Source organism: Clostridium sp. CM027 (assembly GCF_024730565.1).
In the GTDB taxonomy this organism is placed as follows: Bacteria; Bacillota; Clostridia; order Clostridiales; family Clostridiaceae; genus Clostridium_AD; species Clostridium_AD estertheticum_B.
The window spans coordinates 1154181-1176516 of sequence record NZ_CP077725.1; the positions used below are offsets into that span (position 1 = coordinate 1154181).

Here is a 22336-nt window from a genome sequence, read left to right on the forward strand (position 1 = left end):
TATATACAAAGGAAGTATACAATGGAAAAAAATATAAAAATGAGATATCCGAGCTATCTTAAAGAATTTAAATGTATAGGTGGAAAATGTACAGATAGCTGTTGTATTGGATGGGATATAGATATCGATAAGGTTACCTTTAGGCAATATTATAAGGTTCAAGACAAAGAAATGAAGCGAATGATTCAAAAAAATGTACATAATAATGATGAATACCTAAGTCCTGATATAGATTATGGAAAAATAGAATTAAAAACTGGAAAAAGGTGTGCTTTTTTAGATGACGAAAATTATTGTATTATTTATTCCAAAATTGGAGAAGAGTATCTTTCAAATGTTTGCACATCTTTTCCTAGAATAATTAATAAAGTAGATACATGTTATGAAATATCACTTGATATTGCCTGTCCGGAAGCTGCAAGAATTATTTTACTAAAAGAAGAAGGAATTGGGTTTAAAGAAAGTGAAGAAACTTTAGGCAAACATATACTATCAGGTGATATTGAAACCAGCTCTAAAGAATATGATAATTCGCCTTTTAAATATTTTAAAGAAATTAGAAATCTAAGTGTTGAAATAATACAAAACAGAAAGTTCGACTTAAGTAAAAGACTTTATATATTAGGTGATTTTATAAAAACATTAGAAGAAGAACTTAAATATAAGTATACTAATGTACCTAAATTTATTAGGGAATATGATATGAACTTAGTTAGTGATGGTTATGAAAGAGATCAATTAAGTTATATTGTTCAGATAGATTTTTTCAAAAAGATGATAGGCTTCTTAAATGTATCTAAAGAAGTGGATAGTCTTTATTTTAAGGAATATACTAAGCAAATTATAGCTGGATTCAAGTTTGATGAAGGTGGCGACATTAGTAAACATTCAGAAATGTACATAAAAGCATTTGAAGATTATACTGAAAATTTTATGAATAATAATAGCTATATTTTCGAAAATTATTTGGTGAATTTTATGTATAACTATATGTTTCCATTTTCTGAATCAGAATCAATATTCGATGGATATATTATGCTTTTAGTAAGATATTCATTTATTAGATTTTATTTAGTTGGTAACTATCTATATAATAAACAGGATAACAAAGAAAATATAGTTGAATTTATTCAATCTTTATCGAAGACCATAGAACATCACAGAACTTTTTTAATTGATTCAATAAATTATATGAAAGAAAATAAACTTGATAATATACAATTTGCTAAAACACTTTTATAAAAATAAAAAATATTGAGTTCTCAATGTATATACAAGAGAGCTCAATATTTCCACTTAAACTTTGCTAAATTTAGAGTAACTTAATCAGCTCTTCTAACTCCTGCGATAAAACTTTTGCAAGCGTAAAATCAATATCTTTTAAAGCCAATTCTATTTTTGTTTCGACTAATTTTTTCTTTTGTTCAATTTCTAAATAGTCTTTGTCAAAATGATTAGCATAAATCATCTTTCTAAATTTTCGCATACTCATTTTTCTAATTGTCTTATCTTCTATGATTAAAACAAAATCCATACAGTTTACTATAGAATAGAAATCATGGGAAATCATGAGAATCGCACCTTTATAGTTTTCTATGGCTTTTTCCAGTGCTATTTGTGAATATGTGTCTAAATGACTTGTCGGTTCATCAAGAAGCAAAATGTTTGCTTTACTAGCAGAAACTTTAGCCAGTTGAAGCATATTTTTTTCTCCACCAGATAAAGCCCCTATCTTTTGATTAATGGCTTCTTCTTCGAAACCATAACCAGAAATATATGCTCTAACCTCTTGATTAGTTTTAAAACCAGCATCTAAGAACTCTTCAAGTATCGTATTAGACTCATTTAGTGTTTTGCCTTGAAGTTGAGACAAATAAGCCACTTCAACATCTTCATTTATCTCAATAGAATCATGATTGTTTTTAAATATTTCTCGAAGTAACGTCGTTTTCCCGGCACCATTTGAACCGATAAGAGCTACTTTATCAGTAGATTTAATCTCAAAGTTAACATTTTCTAGAAGCATATCATCAAAGGCAACACTGTAATCATTAACTTTTAAAACAATGGTTTCTTCGATTTCATTATCTGTAACTAAACTGATATTCGGTTGTTTAATATCTACAAATGGCGATTTAATTCTACTTTTTTCTAATCTTTCTTGAATTTTAACTCTAGCATTTAGAGCTTTCCCTTTAGAAGATTGATTATACTCAGTTGCGAGAAATCTTAACTTCTTTATTAAGATCTCGTTTCTCTCAAGTTCTTCATTATCAGTAGCAGCTAGTTCTTGTAACTCAATTTTAGTTTGAAGTAATGAGAAGTTATACTCAATATAGTTTCCATCAAACTCTTGGATCTCCATGTTTTCAAGGTGTAGAATTTTATTAAAACAATGATTCAATATATATCTGTTGTGCGTAATAATTAACATTGTTCCAATGTGCGAATTAATTAGATCTTTAAGCGAATTAAGGTTTTCAAAGTCTAAAAACACATCGGGTTCATCCATAATCATTAAGTCTGGACTATTTAGCATTTCCTTAATTACTTGAATAAGCTTGAATTCCCCACCACTAAGTTCAGATATCATTAGATCTTTATACTTGCTTAAGTTTGCAAGATTTAAGTTTTTATTAATGATATTTTCGAAATCATCCCCATTAATTGCATCAAATGCGTCTAAAGTTTGTTGATACTTTTCTAGTAAAGAATCAATATCCGAAGATGTTTCCATTTCACTGCAAATAGATGTTATTTCATTTTGTAGTTTAATAAATTTTTCCCCTATATATTCGAAAACTGTAATTTCTTTCATTTCGCCCTGTTGCGAGAATTGACTTACATACCCAATTCTACAATTTAGGTCAATCTCGAGCTTTCCATCGAACATATATTTTTCTGGATCCATAATTATATCTATCAGTGTACTTTTTCCACTGCCATTTGTTCCTATAAAAGCACAGTGTTGACCATCTTCTAATGTAAATGAAATATTATTATATAGATCCTTTTGCGGAAATGAGTAGGACAAGTTATCAATTTTTATCATATTATTACCTCTCTTTATCACTAAAAAAGAGCCTATAAAAATAAGCTCTTCAATATATTGTATTTTCAATTGCAATTTTACACTTATTTTTATGTAGTAAAGACATTCTACTGAGTTTACCATTGTTAGCATAACATTTTTTACGACTAAATTCAATCATTTCATATTAAAGCTTCTCGTGATATCCGTTAATTCTAAAAAGTCTTTGCGAGCCGGGTACCCACTAACATGTTGACAAAAACACAACCTAAGTGTATAGTGTGTATTAAGTTAATACACACTATACACTTAGGGAGGTGATAAGGTGATATGAAGATTTTAATTTCAAATATATCCAATATACCCCTATACCAACAAATAAAAGACCAACTAAAAGATATTATTTTTAAAGGTGAGATGTCTGAGGGTGATCCACTTCCATCTATCAGAAATTTTGCCACTGATTTGAAAGTAAGCATTCTTACTATTCGTCGTGTCTACAATGAATTAGAGCAAGAGGGATTTATTACAAGTCAGGTGGGCATTGGCACTTTTATTTCTGCTGGTAATTTAGAGCTGCTTCGTGACTCTAAACGGCGTATTGTTGAACAAAAAATGCAGGACTTAATTCAAACAGCAAAGACGTTAAAAATTTCTAAAGAGGAATTAAATGCAATGATGAATATTTTATATGAGGGGGATGAACAATGAACAATGTATTAGAAGTATCAGGATTAAATAAATCTTATAATAAATTTGCCCTTTCCGATGTTAGTTTTTCTTTACAGGAAGATTGTATTACAGGTTTTATAGGTATTAACGGGGCTGGTAAAACAACCACTATACAGACCATTCTTGGTCTTGTAATGAGAAGTGCCGGTACTATCAAATTCTTTGGAAAGGATATGGATAAACATGGGCATGAGTTGAAAAACCGTATTGGCGTTGTGCTGGATGATGGCTGCTTTTATGATGAATTGACAATGAAAGAAATGAAAAGCATTATTGCACCGTCGTATTCAAGTTGGAATGAGCAGGATTACAAAACCTATATGGAACGTTTTTCACTCAATCCACGCCAAAAGATTTCAACACTTTCAAAAGGTATGCGTATGAAGTTCGCATTAACTTTGGCACTTTCCCATGAGGCAGACTTACTTATTATGGATGAGCCTACAAGTGGACTTGACCCCTTAATTCGAAGCCAATTCATGAATATCTTGACAGATTATATGAAACAAGGTGGCAAGAGCGTTTTCTTTTCAACTCACATAACTTCAGATCTTGATAAAGTTGCAGATATGATAATTCTTATTAACAATGGCAAGATTTTATTCGAGGAAGAAAAGGATACATTGATTGATACCCATCGATTAGTAAAAGGTGATAGCAAGGATTTGACTATTGAAACCAGAAAATTGTTCTTAAATATTCAAGAAACAGGATTTGGATTTACTGGTATCACCAATAAATTATCTCAAGTTCAAAAAAGCATAAAAGACATTTTGGTTGAAAGACCTACCATAGAAGATATTATGCTGGGCTATGTCGAAGGAGGGGGAAAATAATGCTGGTACATCTTGTTAAAAAAGATATCTTACTTATAAAAAAATATTTGCTGCTTTTAGTTACTTTTCCATTTGCTATACCTCTTTTTATGATGATACAACCATCCCAATTTTGGGGGCTTAGTGCTTTTTTGTTATCGGTGATTTTTTCGGTGTTTATGTTGTATCAATATGTTTTGATGGCCGAAATGAAATACCCTAAAGCTGAAGCTCTGCTGTGTTCTACGCCATACTCCCGTAGTAGTCTTGTAAAAGCAAGATATGCTTTTCTCCTATTGATCTTTGCTTATTGCTGTGTGGCATATAACGTATTAGCACTGCTATTTGTCAAAATTGAATATCTTACTCCGTACAACTATCTTATTGCACTGCTGATTTCAGTAATCCTATTTAGCGTATACACACCTGTACAATATAAATTTGGCTTTGAAAAAACAAAGTATTTCTTCATGATATTGATCATGGGAACTCCATTTTTATTGACTGTATTAATAAAAGCCAATATTAAACTCGATTTTACGGTATTGTCTGCAATGCCTATATTGGTCCAGTACTTAATGCCGATTGTGGCTATAATTGCTATCCTCTTTATTTCTATGAATATATCTATAAACATTTACTCAAAGAAAGAATTGCTATAACAGCAGTATAACTTATACATTTTGAGAAAGGAGCGATAACTATGCATGCTTTACCAACCCCAGTAGTAATAATATGTGTGCTGTTCCCCTTTGTGTATTTAACTACAGGCAATGGATTTAGTTAAATCAAAAGTAAAATTAGATACTAACGAAACTTTTAATACAACTAATCAAAGATTCCAGAGAACAGGTATTTATAATGGTGATGATTATTACGCGATAGGAAAATCTTACAAAGATCCTGTTAATCCTGAACAAGAATATTCCTTATGTTTATATTTAGTAAACATTAATACTGGCGCAATTACGCAATTTACACAAGGAATATGTACACCAATAAATTAACTTTTGTATTAATTAATTCACTATCTTGTTAATTTATATAAAAAACACAGTAGAGAAAGTATAACTCTACTGTGTTTTCACATTTTAAGATTTCCAAGTAAATTAATTCATCTAGTTTTTATTTCTAGTTCCTTGATTAGCAGCTTGCACGCTAGCATTTCCATTAACCTTATATCCATTTTTAGCATTTTCACTATCTAAACTATTAGCCATAAGGCTTTGATCTTTTTGTTTCATGTTCATATTTTGGCTCAGACTATTTTCACTATTAGGTATAATATTTTGATTGTTTTCAGCTATGGTTTTATTTTGACTCATAAAAAGCATCTCCTTTACTAATTATTTTATATTATAATGCCCATAAGTTAATGATAATATCATATTTAGTTGAATTTGAGAGTTGCTAATCAATAAAAAAAAGCCTACCCCTAGATTTCTCTATGAAATAAACTTTTAGAGTTACATATATTTTATTAATAACAAGGGAATTTATTCATTGACCCCTGTTATTTTTACCAACTAAACCTCCGCCATTACCTGATGATGCGCTTTGTGATCCATAGACTGATGCTCTCTTATTATTTTTTTGCGTGGAAGATTTTGCTTTTCTTTCTTCAATAATTTTTTTCATTATTTCCATGTTTTTGTTTATATCATTTTTCATATTTTTACCCTCTTTTTTTTATTTTTTACGGCTTAAAAAAACTTCATAACTAATACCTTCTAAATTAATATTCACGATAAATATTTTCAAGGTAGGTCTTGTTATTTTACTAATTTATTATACCCTACAAACAGCCTTTTGAGCAACACTGCTTGTCTGTTTTATCTCTGTAATGGGCCAGACCCTTGGGAAATTATGCAAGTTAAAAAAGCTCTTCAAAGATATTTATGCTATGACATACAGTTGTCAATTTTAAAATGCTATCCTACTATTTTTCATATAATTCTATAGGTAAATCATCTGGATCACTAAAAAAAGTAAATTTTTTCCCCGTAATCTCATCAATTCTAATATGCTCAGCAATTACATTCTTATCAGCCAGTTCTTTTATCGCCTCATCAATGTTATCTACCTCAAAAGCAAGATGCCTTAGTCCTCTTGCTTCAGGATAACTCGCCCTTTTAGGTGATTGCGGAAAAGAAAATAATTCTATTTGATAATTCTCTCCAACACCTAAGTCGAGCTTATATGATTCTCTATCTTTTCTGTATGTTTCTTTAATGATTTTCAAATCTAAAACATTAACGTAAAATTCTTTAGATCTTTCATAATTTGTGCAAATAATAGCTATATGATGAATCTTATTTAACTTCATTTTTTTATCTCCTTCTTTATATTACGTACGTATTTTCTTTCGGATGCACCACAGTTTAAGAATACTGTGAAGCATTTAGTTTTCTATTAATATATACATATGATATTTTAATACTAACATATATTCTACTTAAATCACTAGTTTGCAAATTTTTTCACACCAGCGTATTATTAATATAGGAGATGTAAATGCATATATTTTTTACTCATACTCATCATTATTATTTATATATCCCTCCTCCACTAACAATCATTGAAATTTCTTCTTAAATAACATTTATTATTAATTGAAAATAGTTGTTTACAAACATCTATTACTATGATATTATTAATTTATAAACAAAACAACAGAATTTAATTAGTACAAGAGATGGAAGTGATTCCACAAAGATATTAACCTTCATTAGATAAACTAAAAGAATTGCTAATAGAAAGGGGATAGTCCAATGTTTCAAATTAAGTTGTTAAAGTTTTTAGAGGTTAGTACAATTTATAAATAAGAGGTCTTTAAGATATGTGATAAGACAAAGAAAAATACTTTAGTTAAAAAAATTACTAATCTCTACTTAGTTCAAAATTAAATATTTGTATATATATAAGGGAGTTCACAAAGTGAACTCCCTTATTCATAATAATTCTCTGTACCATCCCAGTACTCATATTTGAGTTTAAGATGATTAATAATTATGTAGTCCTAAGCAATAAATATATATGATTGTATTAAAATTAAATCTTTAGTTACGAAGTTATCAAAAATACTCTATAGTCAGTCTTTTAGCATTTTAATAAATGTTAAATCGTCTATTCTTAATGAAACTGGTTGTGGTAAAGTCAAGCCCTTAGGTGCACTACCACTATAAAAAAACAGTGCATTATTTGTTGGATCATTTCCACTGAGTGCTTCATTTGCAGCCTTAACAGCACTTGCCTGTGCAGGTCTGTTAATGTTACCATTTAGTATTGGAGTAAATTGATAAAAACCATTTGTTTTTTCATTAATAACAGCACTGATTGAATTTGGAAAACTGCTGCTCTTAACTCTGTTTAAAACTACAGCGCCTACAGCAACTTGAGCTTTATAAGATGCTCCTCCTGCTTCGGCAGTTATTAATCTTGATAGCAAGTCCAAATCACTTGAGTCATTTTTGATTGCTATAGGTTTAGTTTGCACTGAAGTATAACTAGCTATTTCTGGAGTTTTTACAACTTGTTTAGGAGATTCATTCCGTTTGTTATTAGCTTTTCTTGAATCAATTAATGCTTGTTTTTCTTCTGTTGCTTGTCTTGCTTCATTAGCTTGATCTATTACAAGTTGTGCGCCATATTGATTTTCTAGGGCATTCAATTTTAATGCTAATACATCTTGGTCTGATTTTTGTTCTGTTAAAATCGCTAAATTCTTTTTATTCTCAACTCTTAAAGATAGCAACTTTGTATTCTCTGAATCTAGCGCTACCTTCTTTAAATTAATTGCTGCTTCTTTTGTTTTCATATTATTCATAACCTTTTGATCAAATGTTACTACCCTTTTAATATTTTCTACTCTGGATATAAAATCATCCATACCATTTGAGTTTAGCATAATGTTTAGATAGCTTGATGACCCATTCATATACATTACTCTCATTCTTTTATTAAAAATAATCTGTTCTGCTTTGATATCAGCCTCTGCTTTTTCAATATTTATTTTTGTTTGCTTAATATTCTTTTGTGTTATAGCTATACTGCTTTCATTACTATCGATATTAGACATAATTGTTTCACGCTTATTGTTCATAATCTCAACTTTGCTTTCAAGGTCGTTTCTTTGAGTTTGAACCTGACGAATTTTTGCCTTATCTGATGCAGAATCTGCATATACGCTAGTAGAACTAACGCTTATAATTACACCAAGTGCCATTACGGCTGAAATTATTTTTTTGTTCAATTCTCCATCCCCCCTACATAATATTTTATTTTTAAATATATTATGTTTAAAAGTTTTTATCATCTGAACATAATAACATACAGAGATATGTATAGCAAATATTGGTCTTTTAATTATTTGTAATATGGCGCCCAGTTATCAAATTGTCTATCATATATATTCTGTTCATTTTGAGGCTTTTCTGTTAATAGCTTCTTAAGCTTTTTTCTTCCAATATAAGTAATAAAAAGACTATAATTAGCTTTATATCCAATCTAATCACAGTCCTATTTATTATATGTTTAGATCGCTTCGTCTATTTTAGAATTTTTGGAGATTTTATCCTCAAGAAAAAGAAATTTAAAGTATCTTGCTAAAACATAAATAACGATTAAAACAGCTAGTACTTCTTGAAATTTAACCAAATATTTTAACATATATATTGGTTCTTTAATATTAACTAGATACCCATTAAGTTGCTTCATAGCAACTGCGCTTATCACCATTGGAAAAGTAAAAGCAGAATAACTTGGGTAAAATTTAGTTTTAAGTAGCTTTGGTAAATACAAAATCACCACTAAGAACATTATAAATGCTAGACCTCCTAAAAAGCCTAATATAAAATTATTTTTCACTGTAAAACATGCTAAATATCCAGCTAAACATAAGCTAGCTGGAGCCGCGAATATTGAAATAGTTGGTAGTGCCGGCTCTTGAATTCCCTTAATAAAGAATGTCCTATAAATCACAATAGGCAACAATAATAAATATGATATAAGGCCAAACCAGAAAATACCTTTTCCAAGACTAATTAAATTATAGGTAGGTGCAGTCATACTTGCTACCACAATACCAACATAAACTACAAAATAGCTTGGAAAAACTTTTTTTATATCAAAGTTAAAAATAAATTTTGCAGTAAAACAAATTAGTAAAAAACAATGCAGTAATAAACCAAAAGACCACACACCAAAGGATATTGAATGAGCATACGGAACTATGTAAGTTGCCAAAATCATTAAACCCATAGTAAAAGTAATCATTACGCTGGCAACAACTGGGTTTTTAAAAGACTCTACTACACTTTTTGTATCAAAAAATATCTTAAATATAAGGAGTACTAATATTAATGAAGCTACAACTCCAAAGATGTTCCTGTATATATCACCATAAGATAATAATAGATTACCAGTTGCTGCTAAAGCTAACATTAACCCTGCAATTGGTACAGGAGTTTTTTCTATCAGGCTTTTCATTTTTTTACCACCTTATTCATCAATATTTACAAGGCCGAGCTCTCTAACTATAATTTGCGCAGCTTTTTCAGCTATTTCCCCAGTAAAGGAAATGCATTGTGCTTGATGTTCTCCAGAAGTCATGTCCATTCCGTGAGTAAGGACTTTACAACATAACACCTTATGGTTATTTTTAAAGCTCTCTTGTAATTCATTAGCAAACTTAAGAGCATTTTGCACCTTAGGATCTCCAGCTGTTGTTCTCCCAAAGAAATAACCTATGCACATTACTCCGCCTGATACAGCACCGCAAACACATTTTGATTTTCCTATTCCAAGAGGAAATCCTGAAGACATTGCAATCATCTCATCTGGCATTGGAATTTCAAAATTGTTTTTTATTGAGCTAACAATAGCTTCGGAACAAAAAAAATCACCTTTTCTGAATGACTCTTCTGCTTCTCTTCTTATTTTTTTAATACTAACTTCATTTCTCATAAGTTGCCCCCTTTTAATAAAATATTCCACATACTATTATATATGTAATATTACAGCAAGTCCACTAGTTAATTGAAACACATGGACACCACCAATGGCCGCAAACAAATTGTGAACACAATTCCTTTTGTTATGGGTAACTTTTTAATTAAATCAAAAAATAAAAGGTGTATTCTATACCATAATTAGGTATAAAATACACCTTTTATTAAATCATCACCTTCTGTGCTGCAATATTAATATGCTTATAAGTTTAAGAATTCTCTCATAATATTACTTATTTCATTGGCCATAGCTTCATTTTCCATTTCAGAAAATACTCTTAAAAGCGGTTCTGTGCCAGAGAATCTTGCTATAATCCAGCCACCATTTCTAAAATATACCTTTAAGCCATCTTCGTAGTTTGTTTTTTCTACTTTATAACCAAAATTTGGGATTAACTTATTTACGAAAAGTTTTGTCCTAATCTGTTCCTTGTCTTCTATGCTGAATTTATAATCAGATTCAGTCATGTAGAAGTATCCATATTGCTTATGAATTTCTTCAAGTAATTCCGATAAGCTTTTTCCTGTTACACTAAGCAATTCGATTAGAAGGCTAGCAGCAAATATTCCGTCTTTTCCCTTAATATGCCCACGAATAGTTAATCCACCACTGCTTTCTCCTCCGATTAATGCATTCTTTTCTTCCATTTTTGAGCTTATGTTCTTGAAACCAACTGGAACCTCGTAGCATTCCTCACCAAAGCTCGCTGCTATTTTATCTAGGAGGTGAGTGGTTGCAAGGTTTCTTACAGCTCCACCTTTCCATCCCTTGTACTTTAATAAATAGTAATATAACACAGAAAGAATATCGTTTGGATGAATAAAGTTACCTTTTTCATCTATGATTCCAAGTCTATCAGCATCCCCATCTGTCCCTATCCCGATATCATATCCTTTTTCAACTACTAAATCCTTTAAACGATGTAGTGTGTGTGTGCTTGGGGAAGGTAATCTTCCACCAAATAAGGTATCGTGTCTATTATTTATTATTTCAACCTCACATCTTGCAGTTAAAAGTATAGTTTGAAGGCAAGTCTTTGAAACTCCAAACATTGGGTCAAGAGCTACCTTTAGTTTGCTATTCCTTATAGACTCTATATCTATCATGCTGATAATTGAATCTATAAATTCATTAAACGGATCTATAATTTCAATTAAACCATCTGCTATTCCTTTATCAAAGATAACAAGCTTAACATCATCTATAGTAATATTGTTTATAATTTCTTCAAGACTTCTTGTAACGTCTTCTTTAGCATCTCTTCCACCCCTGGTGAATATTTTGAGTCCATTGTAATCAGCTGGGTTATGGCTTGCTGTTACAGCTGCACCATAGTATGCATCTAAAGAATTCACAGTGAACATTATTAGAGGGGTAGGTGCAGATTTTCCTACTAAAAAAACCTTTATTCCATTTCCAGCCATTACTTCTGAAACCCATTTTGCTGATTTGTCAGATAAAAATCTATTATCATAACCTATTACAAAACCACTGCCCTCACATTTTTCATTTTTCATAAGGTTTGCAAGAGCTTGAGAAAGAAGTTGTACATTTTTTTTTGTAAAATCTTCGCCTATAAAAGCTCTCCATCCACCAGTACCAAATTTAATCATATTTTTAACTCCTTTACTAATTTTAATATACTTACTTTTATTAGCCCATTATAGCAACTATAATATTTTGTGAACCAGCTTTTTGTGGCTTAATAGCACCTTCCACTGCCGTTCCATTTAAAATTATTTCTTTAATACCCCTCTGTACTCCATTTGGATTTTTTATGGTTATATTATAAGTTGCTCCACGCCATAGACGAGTAACTTCGAATTCTGTCCAATCTCCTGGTATACATGGATCTATAATCATGCCATCAAAGTTAAGACGAACTCCTAGCATGTAGTGAGTTGCTGCATAGTATGCCCAACCAGCACTTCCTGTAAGCCATGGGTGCCTTGCTCTACCGTGAGCTGTATGATCTTTTCCCATCACGAATTGACAGTATGAGTATGGTTCGGCTTCACGAGTCTCTATCATATCATTTTGATTATAAGGTAATAATGCGTCGTAGAACTTCATAGCACTCTCACCACGTCCAATCATACATTCAGCAACCCAAGCCCAAGGATTAGGATGACTGAAGATAGCTCCATTTTCCTTAACTCCCTTGTATACACGAGTTACGAAACCTATTCCATCATTTGGTTTGGTATAGGATGGTGATGTTAAGTGTAGACCAAAGTCTGAATATAAATATTTATCTACCGCATCCATACAAGCCTTAGACCTTTCTGGGCCCGCTACACCAGAAATAACAGCCCAAGTGTTTGACTCAAGGTGAACCTTTCCTTCTTCATCTTTTTGAGTTCCTATTTTTTCTCCATCCGATGTAATTCCACGAATATACCATTCCCCGTCCCAAAGCTCATTTTCACATATTTTTTTAACTTTACTCGCTATTGCACTATATACCGATACATCTTCTGTTCTACCTAAGAAGTTAGCACATTCAACAAAGTTGTTTAGTGCCCAAAAATGCAGGAAAGATACTAGAGCACTTTCCCCTCCTACAAGGTTTAAGCAGTCATTCCAGTCTGCTCTAAGACCTTTACATATCCCTGTAGCTCCAACCTGCGACCTTGAGAAATCAAGTATTTTCTTCATGTGATCATATACCGTGGCTTCTCCTCCATCAGCAAAAGTAACCATCGTATCAAACAACTGGGCTTCACCAGTCTCTTGTACATATTCACATATTGCTGCAATCAGCCATAATGCGTCATCTGAGCATGCATCCTTTAATCCATGTACTACATCTGACATGTTTGGAGTTGGTACAACTGTTGGTGATTTTGAAGGTGAGATTTTAGCAACCTCTGGATCAAACCATTCTGGTTGGAATAAATGTAATCCGTAACCTATGCTCGACTGTGCACGAAGAAGTTCAATTATACGTTGTTTGCACTTTTTAGGATTTGTATGAGGAACACACATAACATCTTGGGCAGTATCTCTATATCCAAGTCCTGTTCTTCCACCTACTTCTATAAATGAAGCAAATCTTGAGAACACAACGTTCGTTTCTGCTTGATAAAGGTTCCATGTATTTATCATGGTATTCATGCCTTCATTTGGTGTCTTAATCTGGAATGCCGATAATTTCCTTTCCCAGTATTCGTTAAGTTCATCAAATGCTTTATCTACAGTAGCAACATTTGAATATTTAGCCTTCATTTTCATGCCTTTAGCCCTTGCACCAACACCAACCATAAATATAAGTCTAGTTTCTTCTCCTGGAGCTAAGATTACTTTTTTATGTAAAGCACCACAGTGATTTCCACCGAGTTCTGAGCTCCCACTACAAATTCCCTTTTCTACAGCTATTGGATTATCTTCAGTGTGGTAGTTTCCTAAGAATTTATCTCTTAAACAATCATAGCTCTCTGGTTTAAAACTCGATGCTATGTATTGATAACCTGTCTCACCATTATCATAAAAAAGATCATTTTCTATAACTCCATCTTCACAACTAGAACCTGATGCGTATAAGCTCATCTGGAAGTTTTCATTATCCATATCAATATTTTGGAATGAGAACTCTACATAAGAAAACACACTTAATTTACGTGGAGTTGTTCCATTGTTCTTTATCTTTACATCCCATAATTCTACATCATCGTTTACTGGAATAAACAAAATCTGTTCTGCAATTATATCGCTATATTCGCAGGAAAATTTGGAATAAGATAGCCCATGACGGCATTTATAATTTGCCTTTTTAAGGTCTTTGCCAACTGGCTGCCAAGAAATTGTCCAATAGTCGCTAGATTCATCATCACGAAGGTAAACATAGTGGCCAGGTCTATCTAGTGGTACGCCGTTTGGTCTAAAACGAGTTATTCTATTGTACTGTGGCTTTTTATAGAATAGGTACCCACCTGCATTTTGAGAAATTACAGCACACATATCCTTTACCCCAAGATAGTTCGTCCAAGATACTGGTACATCAGGGCGTTCAATAACATATTCCCTGTTTACATTATCAAAATATCCATATTTCATTTTATCTTCTCCCTTTACTATAATTTAATTGTACTACTAACTTGATTTAGTTCTTCTTTAAATAACTCCTTAGCATTGCTGGATATTTCTATAGTACAAGCACAGTAATATTATCAAATCCTTTCAGTTAGGTTGATTTTCCTTATCCCTTAACAGCACCAGCCATCATACCCTTAATTACATATTTTTGAGAAATTACATAGAGTGCTATCACTGGAATTATTGTTATTGTGAGCGCTGCCATCATCGCACCATAATCCGTGTTAAACTGGCTTGAAATTTGTGTTAAAAGCACACTTATAGGTCTTAATTCCCCTGTAAGATACACAAGTGGGAGAAGTAAATCATTATAAGACCATAAAAAAATCATTATACCTGAGGTTGCGAGTATTGGAGTAGACAATGGGATTATTATTCTCATAAATATTTTTGGTATACTACACCCATCTATTATCGCAGCTTCTTCAAGCTCAACAGGAAGAGACTTCATAAATCCTGTCATCATAATTATAGCAAAATTTAAAAATCCAGCAGTATGTGGTACTATTACAGCTAAATAAGTGTTATTAAAATGAAAAAACTGCAATATTTTAATATTAGGAATAATAACTGCAAACTGTGGAACAAGCATACTAGCAACTAAAAGTATCATTATTGGTCCATTTAAAAAGAACTTAAATCTTGCTAGTACAAATGCAGCCATTGCTCCAAGAATTAATACTAATACAACAACAGTACCAGAAATAACAAGACTATTAAAAAACCCCCTAGGAATGTCTATTTGAGAATATTTTCCAAGCGATTTGAAGTTATCTAAATTAAATTTAGTTGGAAAACTAAGAGCGCTAGAAATTATTTCAGATGAACTCTTAAAGCTATTCATAATAACCCATGCTATTGGTGCAATGGTTGTTATACCCCATGCTATTAATATAAAATGTGTAATAATCTTCGACATCTTAACTTTTGAATTAATATGCTTTTTTTCTATATAAATATCTTTTGAAACTTTCGAATTTAACATACTCTAACACCCCTCCATAACAACTAATAACTTATTGGATCTTTCCTTGATATTAATGTAGTAATAATAGTCAAACCAATTCCTATAACAACCATAAGAATAGATAGTGCAGACCCATAGCCTTGATTCATAGATTGGAATGTAGTTTGATATATATATGTGCTCAAAACCTGACTTGAATTCATAGGACCACCCTGCGTTATTGTAAATATAATATCAAAAACCTTTATAGCTGATGTAATTACCAAAGCAATAGTTGTAATTATTACATCCCTTATAAGTGGAAGTGTTATATATATTGATTTGGTTAATCCCGTTGCACCATCCAAAGATGCTGATTCATATATATCACTTGGTATTTTTGTAAGTGCGGTCATAAATATTACAAAATAAAAACCTGTCATTTGCCAAATATACGGCATCATAGAAAGTAATGCTGAAGATTTTTCAGTTAGCCATATTGTCTTTGACATACCAAATACACCTAAAATGTTATTCAAAAGACCTGCATCATACTGATATGTAAGTGAGAACAAAAGTCCTATTGCGGAACCTGATACTACAACAGGAAAAAAGAAAACTGTCCTATAAATCTTAAAACCCCTCTTGACTCCATCCATTAACATAGCAAGGAGTAGAGCGAATCCAATTTCAAATATAATACATAATACTATTAATAATAGTGTGTTTTTAATTGCTATCCCAACTACTGGGTCATGTAGAAGTCTCCGATAATTTTCTAAACCAATAAAAGACTTTTTCATTGAAAAATAATGCCAATCAGTTAAACTAAAATATAATGTTTGGATTAGCGGATTGAATAGAAAAACCGTAATTAAAGTAAGGGCTGGCGCTAAAAATAAAAAAGCATATTTTTTATCCTTTAAAATCATATTCATTACTCCCCGAAACATTATTTTAAAATACACAATGATCAATAGAATTTATTATATATTGATCATTGTGTATTATTAATTAAAAATATTATTAATTAGAGATATTACTACTGAGTCTTGACTATTTTACTAATTTTTGTGCCTCATCGAGTACTTGTTGTGATGTCTTCTTTCCAGAAGCTATATATTGCATACCTTTCCATATAGCTGTAAAGGCTTCCTGATTCATATTATCTCCAGCAGGACCAGTCATGCTAGTAGCTTTAGTCGTAAAGTCACCGATATTTTTTGCTAGTGCACCACCTGTAGTTGAAGATGGTACATTTTCAAGTGGAACCCCTCCTTTTTCAGCAAACTTAGCGAGTTGTTCTGGCTCTGTCATAAACTTAACAAATTTAATACCAGCTCCATTTTTCTTATCATTAAGAGCCTTAGTTACATACCAACCTGTGCCTGTACCACCAATGATGTCATTAGCATTAGCTTTTGCACCTGGTACTAGTGGGAACGGTATTACACTAACATTTTCCATACCCTGAAATGCTCCACCTGCCCAAGAACCTGAAATAAACATTGCAGCTTTCTTATCAGCAAAAGCCTGAGAACAAGCAGCTTGTTTAATTGTTAAGGCATCTTTTGTAAATGCTTTTTTATCATAAAGGTCTTTAGTTAATGCAAGTGCTGGAGCCCAACTCGCATCAAATAATTTACTATGACCGGAAGCTCCACCTTGTGAAAGTAATAATGTCTCAATTAAATAATGTGGTTCTTCAGCAAACGAACAAGCGATTGGGGTTATGTTCTTTGCATTAAGTACTGGAATAGCCTTTATAATATCTTCATAAGTCTTAGGAATCTCAAGTCCGTTATTCTTAAATAAATCGGTATTTATCCATACTCCTTCAAAAAAACCAATGTAAGGAAGTGCATAAAGCTTACCATTATACTTTGCAGCATCTAGTCCTGATTTCTTAAAGTTTGCAGCCCAAGTAGCATCTTTAGCTAATTCATCTTCCCAAGAAATTACCTTACCGGAATCAACAAGCGGTTTTCCAGATGCGCTATTAAATCCGTATGTTACATCTGGTTCATTACCTGAAGCGAAATCAGTATTTATTTTTGTTTTAAAAGCCTCACTTGCAGCAGAAGTAGCTTCATCTATAACTTTAATTTTCGGATTTTTAGCTTGGAAATCTTTTATAGCCTGTTGCCATACTTCGGTGTATGGGTCTGCACCAGTAAAAGTTGTTTCTACTCTAATTGTTACTTCCGTCTCCTCTGCAACTGTTGTACTTGTAGTTGAATTCTTGCTACCGCATCCAGCTAAAGCTGAAGTTAAAACAGCAGTTGTCATGAGCAAACAAAACAATTTTTTGGATTTCTTCATTTTGATATCCCCCTATTTTTATTTCTACAATATTATTAAAATATTAAATTATGAGCTTTGTGCTTACTGATTGAATCTTTTCAAATTAGCAAGTAAATGTTTACATGATACTTCTTACTTACAATCATATTATAACATTCATATCAAAAACTTAAATCAGTCCATATTGGTATTTATTTGTTTATTTTGGCTTGTCTCCAAAATATGGTAATTTACACATATGAATCAATGCTTTTTTGTGATAATTTCTTTTTAATATATAATTAGTTCCGGAATTCATTCAGCCTAATATAAGGTATACTTATAGAAAACATATTAAAATTAAAATCAGCTTATGAAAGGACTTTTATTATGACAAAACATTCTATGAAATCCAAGCTTATTATTATTGCAATTCTATTCATTCTTTATCCTATAATAATTATTGGCTATTTAGGATATGTGAATTATTCAAAAACGATTAAAGAAAAAGCTATAATGGACTATCAAAGTGCGGCCCAACAACTAACCCATTCGCTTTCAGACAGAATGGATAAGCTTAACCTTTACTCTATACAGCTTTTTTATGATAGTAAAATAATTGATACAAACACTTTAATTAATACTAATAATTTAGATTTTATATATGAAAACAGTTTTCAACGGTATTTACAATCTTTACTTTTCGCTAAATATGAGCTAAACGAAATTCTCATTAAATACTCTGATAGTGGAAAGGTTTTTCAAGCAAATAGAGCCTTTGCTGCTACTACGGATTGTTACGCTAATATGGATAAGTTAAATGAGATAGCCATAAAAGGAAAAGGCTCTCCAGTGTGGTATGTAGCAAGTAAAAACGGGAAAATAGATGGTATATACTTAGCAAAATCCATATACGATTCATTAAATGTGAATAAGGTAGTGGGTCTTTTAGCACTTAAAATAGATAATCAATGTTTTATGGAAATATTTAACAATACCATGATTAACTCAAAGCAAACTTTGGGTCTCTATAGTAGCGATGGCCAATTAATATTTATAAATGATAGTTTTGATGTAAATACTAATAAATCCATACAATCTTTTCTTAATTCTAATTTAGACAAAGGTGAAGGAGAGATAAAGACTAAAAGTGACTCTCTATATATGATATATGACACAATTAAACCAACCAAATGGAAACTTGTTGTTGGAATTTCAGGAAACGTATTGTTTAAAGAGATACGAAAGGTAGCCAAATTTAGTATAATTCTATGTATAGCCACTCTTCCCATTTGCTTATTACTTATAAATTACTTATATAATACAATGATACATCCACTGAAGGTATTAATAAAAAGAATGAAGGAAATAGAAAATGGTAATATGGGTGTAATAATAGAAAGTGATCGCAAGGATGAATTTGGTTTCGTATTTCGTACCTTTAATAAAATGTCGAAAAACATAAAGACCCTAATTGATACAGTATATAAAGAGCAAATTGTAATGAAGCAAGCTGAAATTAATGCATTGCAAGCTCAAATTAATCCTCATTTTTTATATAATACACTTGAGTCCATTAACTGGAAAGCAAAAATTCACGGTGATGATGAGGTCAGTGAAATGATTTCTGCTTTTTCGTACATTATAGAAGCAAACCTAAATAGGAGCAACGAGAAATTTATTCCTGTTTATAAAGAAATCGAATATATCCAAAGCTATAAATTCTTAATACAGAAACGATTTGGAAAGAAAATAGGATTTAATTTAAATATTGATGAAGACACCCTAAATAACAGGCTTCCTAAGCTTTTAATTCAACCTATAATTGAAAACACAATATACCATGGACTTGAAATGAAAAAGGGTGGAGGAACAGTAGATATTATAATAAAGAAGGAAAACAATCAACTAATTATTACTGTGGCAGATGACGGGTTAGGTATTGAAAAAAGCAAATTACTAGCCCTAATAGAAGACATGAGTGATGATAAATTTCCAGAGTCAGAAAATTTCTTGGATAATTCTAAGATAGGCGTAATTAATGTGCATCGCAGAATTAGACTACTTTATGGTAAAGATTACGGACTAAAAATAGAAAGTCAAGAGGGTATGTGTACGATTGTTACAATTAAAGTACCCGCCGACATATAAAAGGGAGTGTATATTAAATGTTTAAAGTACTTATAATTGATGACGAAGAAATCATAAGAGAAGGCCTAAAAACTGTTATTGATTGGAATTCATTAGGGTGCAGCGTTATAGGTGAAGCCTCAGACGGGGATGAAGGACTAGAAATGATTTCATCAATGCAACCTGACATTGTCTTCACTGACATTAGGATGCCAGGTTTAAATGGTTTAGAAATGATCTCTAAACTAGAAAAACATAAGCATGAATGTAAAATAATAATATTATCTGGCTTTAGAGATTTTGAGTATGCCCAACAAGCTGTTAAACTTGGAGCCTTTAGATTTCTTCTTAAACCCACAGATACTAAGGAATTAATCCTCTCCATTAAAGAAGCTATTCTTGAACTTAAAAAAGTAAAATCAAATGAAGAAATCTTTAAGAATTTGAAAAGAAAAGTTAAAGAAAATTACAATTTAAGTGATGACGTTACAATCATGGAAGATAAATCACTTAATACTAATGAAAAAAGTTCTAAGTTTCTTGTAGTTAAAGCCCTGTCTTTTATGAAGGAGAATGTAGCTATGGGCTTAACCTTAAAAGATGTATCAGCCTATTTATATATCAGTACCTGGTACCTTAGTAAGCTGATAAAAAAAGAGACTGGTAGTAACTTTATTGATATCTTAAGTGAAATACGTATTGATGAGGCTAAAAAACTATTACTTCAACCCCAATATAAAATTTATGAGGTTTCAGCAATGATAGGTTTTACAGACGTAACTTATTTCAATAAACTCTTTAAAAATAATACTGGTTTAAAACCTACGGAGTATCGAAATAAGATTTTTAATAATGAATAGGAATCAAAAGCTTCCAGTTTTTATGTAGTCTTTATAACTTAAAAGATTCTAGTGGATTAATCCACTAATCCTCTATTTTTAGTAATTTCATTTAATTTCACTAAATTGTTAGAAATTACAAAAGCAAGTATAGCTGGTATAATCCATGCAAATCCTAGATTGGATAAAGGAACATATTTAAAGAACCCAATGCTATTTGCTGTTAAATCATTTATAGTATTTAAAACACTTACTATTAAAACTGTGTAGGTAGTTATAGCAACTACCTTATTATTTTTCACTATATCGCCAAGCAAGGTAGTAACTATTAGAACAATTACAATTGGATATATAATTTGTAAAACTGGACCTGCCAATTTAATTAAACTATCAACATCCTTTGTAGCCATTACTCCACTTACTAAAGCCATACTAATAGCAATACTTTTATAAGATAATTTCCCCTTAGAAAGTTTAGCAAAGAATTTTGATCCAGCTGAAAGTATTCCTATAGCAGTCGTTAAACATGCAATAGTAACACATAAACTAAGTATAACACTACCAATACTACCTAGGTCTAATCTAACAATTTCTGTAACCAGACTAGTTCTAGATATACTTTTTGAGAACAAAGTAGTCGTTTGAGTTCCAAGGTACATAAGTCCAGTATATACAAAGGATAAACCGATTAAAGACACTACAGCCGATTTCATAGTTATCCTCATTATATCTTTTGAGCTTTCATAACCTCTTGCCCTAATAGATGCAAGAATTATTGATGAAAATATAACACCAGTCATAGCATCCATTGTTTGATATCCTTCTATTAAAGCTTTTGAGAATCCACCTTGGTAAGATGTAGATACAGTTGGCCCAATAGGATCTATTATTCCTTTAACTATAATTATAGTTAACATTAATAAAAGTGCTGGTGTAAGTATTTTACCTATATTATCAATTATTGAAGAAGGTTTAAGCGCAAATGCAAGCACTATTGCAAAAAAAGCTATAATCGATATGTTTTGTCCAATTAATGGAAATAAAGGATGTATTCCCAGTTCAAAAGTTGTTGCAGCAGTTCTTGGAATTGCGAATAAAGGTCCTATTACAAGAATTAAAGCAATAGAGACTATCACAGAAAATATTGGACCTACCCTATCTGCCATTTTTTCGAAAGTACCATTAATTTTAGCACAGGCAATTATTGCACATAGAGGAAGACAAACTCCTGTAATAAGAAAGCCTATAATTGATAATAAAACTGAGTTCCCTGCTGCTTTTCCTAATGTTGGTGGAAAAATTAGGTTTCCTGCGCCAAAGAACATTGCAAATAATGCAAAACCTATAACTATTGAATGCTTTGTTGAATTTTTGATTTATGTAACCTCCCTCTTAATTAATCTTTATAGTTTTTATAATAAATAAATCAGTACTTCTTTTAAAGATGATTTACTTT

20 protein-coding genes are annotated in these 22336 nt (G+C 31.4%); 7 read left to right on the plus strand and 13 right to left on the minus strand.

Annotation, left to right across the window (positions count from 1 at the left end; all coding sequences use genetic code 11):
* Positions 1-21: 21 nt before the first annotated feature.
* Positions 22-1242 (plus strand): flagellin lysine-N-methylase, encoded by a 1221-nt coding sequence (gene fliB, locus KTC92_RS05555; RefSeq protein WP_216303732.1) that lies wholly within the window; start codon positions 22-24, stop codon positions 1240-1242.
* Between the two features lie 70 nt (positions 1243-1312).
* Here fliB and KTC92_RS05560 read toward each other — a convergent pair whose 3' ends face one another.
* On the minus strand, positions 1313-3052 hold the full coding sequence (locus tag KTC92_RS05560) for an ABC-F family ATP-binding cassette domain-containing protein (RefSeq protein ID WP_220286935.1): 1740 nt from the start codon (positions 3050-3052) through the stop codon (positions 1313-1315).
* 309 nt (positions 3053-3361) lie between these two features.
* Here KTC92_RS05560 and KTC92_RS05565 point away from each other — a divergent pair, with 309 nt between their 5' ends.
* The 4 genes from KTC92_RS05565 to KTC92_RS05580 all read left to right on the plus strand — a co-directional run bounded on the left by KTC92_RS05565 (position 3362) and on the right by KTC92_RS05580 (position 5585).
* The gene (locus KTC92_RS05565) at positions 3362-3742 is read left to right on the plus strand and encodes a GntR family transcriptional regulator (RefSeq protein ID WP_165412281.1); all 381 of its coding nucleotides are present in this window, start codon (positions 3362-3364) and stop codon (positions 3740-3742) included.
* Positions 3739-4599, plus strand: coding sequence for an ABC transporter ATP-binding protein (locus KTC92_RS05570; protein WP_220286936.1), 861 nt, complete (start codon positions 3739-3741; stop codon positions 4597-4599). The genes KTC92_RS05565 and KTC92_RS05570 overlap by 4 nt, the downstream gene beginning before the upstream one ends.
* Positions 4599-5240 (plus strand): ABC-2 transporter permease, encoded by a 642-nt coding sequence (locus KTC92_RS05575; RefSeq protein ID WP_220286937.1) that lies wholly within the window; start codon positions 4599-4601, stop codon positions 5238-5240. The genes KTC92_RS05570 and KTC92_RS05575 overlap by 1 nt, the downstream gene beginning before the upstream one ends.
* A 111-nt stretch (positions 5241-5351) precedes the next feature.
* The gene (locus KTC92_RS05580) at positions 5352-5585 is read left to right on the plus strand and encodes a hypothetical protein (RefSeq protein WP_165412278.1); all 234 of its coding nucleotides are present in this window, start codon (positions 5352-5354) and stop codon (positions 5583-5585) included.
* A gap of 111 nt (positions 5586-5696) precedes the next feature.
* Here KTC92_RS05580 and KTC92_RS05585 read toward each other — a convergent pair whose 3' ends face one another.
* From KTC92_RS05585 to KTC92_RS05635, 11 genes are all read right to left on the minus strand, one after another.
* Entirely contained in the window at positions 5697-5903 is a 207-nt protein-coding gene (locus KTC92_RS05585) for a hypothetical protein (RefSeq protein ID WP_220286938.1), read from the minus strand.
* Positions 5904-6078: 175 nt separating this feature from the next.
* Positions 6079-6249, minus strand: a complete 171-nt coding sequence (locus tag KTC92_RS05590) for a hypothetical protein (protein WP_220286939.1) — start codon at positions 6247-6249, stop codon at positions 6079-6081.
* Positions 6250-6517: 268 nt separating this feature from the next.
* A complete protein-coding gene (locus KTC92_RS05595; RefSeq protein ID WP_220286940.1) occupies positions 6518-6904 on the minus strand; it encodes a VOC family protein in 387 nt (128 codons plus the stop codon).
* Positions 6905-7669: 765 nt separating this feature from the next.
* Entirely contained in the window at positions 7670-8830 is a 1161-nt protein-coding gene (locus KTC92_RS05600; RefSeq protein WP_258280703.1) for a cell wall hydrolase, read from the minus strand.
* A gap of 281 nt (positions 8831-9111) precedes the next feature.
* Positions 9112-10065: a TDT family transporter gene (locus KTC92_RS05605; RefSeq protein ID WP_220286941.1), complete on the minus strand. Its 954-nt coding sequence runs from the start codon at positions 10063-10065 to the stop codon at positions 9112-9114.
* A 12-nt stretch (positions 10066-10077) separates the two neighbouring features.
* Positions 10078-10542, minus strand: a complete 465-nt coding sequence (locus KTC92_RS05610; RefSeq protein WP_216303740.1) for a C-GCAxxG-C-C family (seleno)protein — start codon at positions 10540-10542, stop codon at positions 10078-10080.
* Between the two features lie 245 nt (positions 10543-10787).
* Entirely contained in the window at positions 10788-12200 is a 1413-nt protein-coding gene (locus tag KTC92_RS05615; protein ID WP_216303741.1) for a phosphoglucomutase/phosphomannomutase family protein, read from the minus strand.
* Positions 12201-12240: 40 nt separating this feature from the next.
* A complete protein-coding gene (locus KTC92_RS05620; RefSeq protein ID WP_220286942.1) occupies positions 12241-14643 on the minus strand; it encodes a GH36-type glycosyl hydrolase domain-containing protein in 2403 nt (800 codons plus the stop codon).
* A gap of 142 nt (positions 14644-14785) precedes the next feature.
* Positions 14786-15667 carry a carbohydrate ABC transporter permease gene (locus KTC92_RS05625; RefSeq protein ID WP_165412270.1) on the minus strand — a complete coding sequence of 294 codons (882 nt, stop codon included), beginning with the start codon at positions 15665-15667 and terminating at the stop codon, positions 14786-14788.
* Positions 15668-15690: 23 nt separating this feature from the next.
* A complete protein-coding gene (locus tag KTC92_RS05630; protein ID WP_216303743.1) occupies positions 15691-16560 on the minus strand; it encodes a carbohydrate ABC transporter permease in 870 nt (289 codons plus the stop codon).
* A gap of 124 nt (positions 16561-16684) precedes the next feature.
* Entirely contained in the window at positions 16685-17950 is a 1266-nt protein-coding gene (locus KTC92_RS05635; protein WP_220286943.1) for an ABC transporter substrate-binding protein, read from the minus strand.
* Between the two features lie 351 nt (positions 17951-18301).
* Between KTC92_RS05635 and KTC92_RS05640 the strand changes: the two genes are divergently transcribed.
* Positions 18302-20062 carry a sensor histidine kinase gene (locus KTC92_RS05640; protein ID WP_220286944.1) on the plus strand — a complete coding sequence of 587 codons (1761 nt, stop codon included), beginning with the start codon at positions 18302-18304 and terminating at the stop codon, positions 20060-20062.
* Between the two features lie 17 nt (positions 20063-20079).
* Positions 20080-20901, plus strand: a complete 822-nt coding sequence (locus KTC92_RS05645) for a response regulator (protein ID WP_220286945.1) — start codon at positions 20080-20082, stop codon at positions 20899-20901.
* A gap of 56 nt (positions 20902-20957) precedes the next feature.
* On the opposite strand, the gene brnQ is transcribed toward KTC92_RS05645, so the two are convergent.
* Entirely contained in the window at positions 20958-22256 is a 1299-nt protein-coding gene (brnQ, locus tag KTC92_RS05650; protein ID WP_258280763.1) for a branched-chain amino acid transport system II carrier protein, read from the minus strand.
* Positions 22257-22336: the final 80 nt, after the last annotated feature.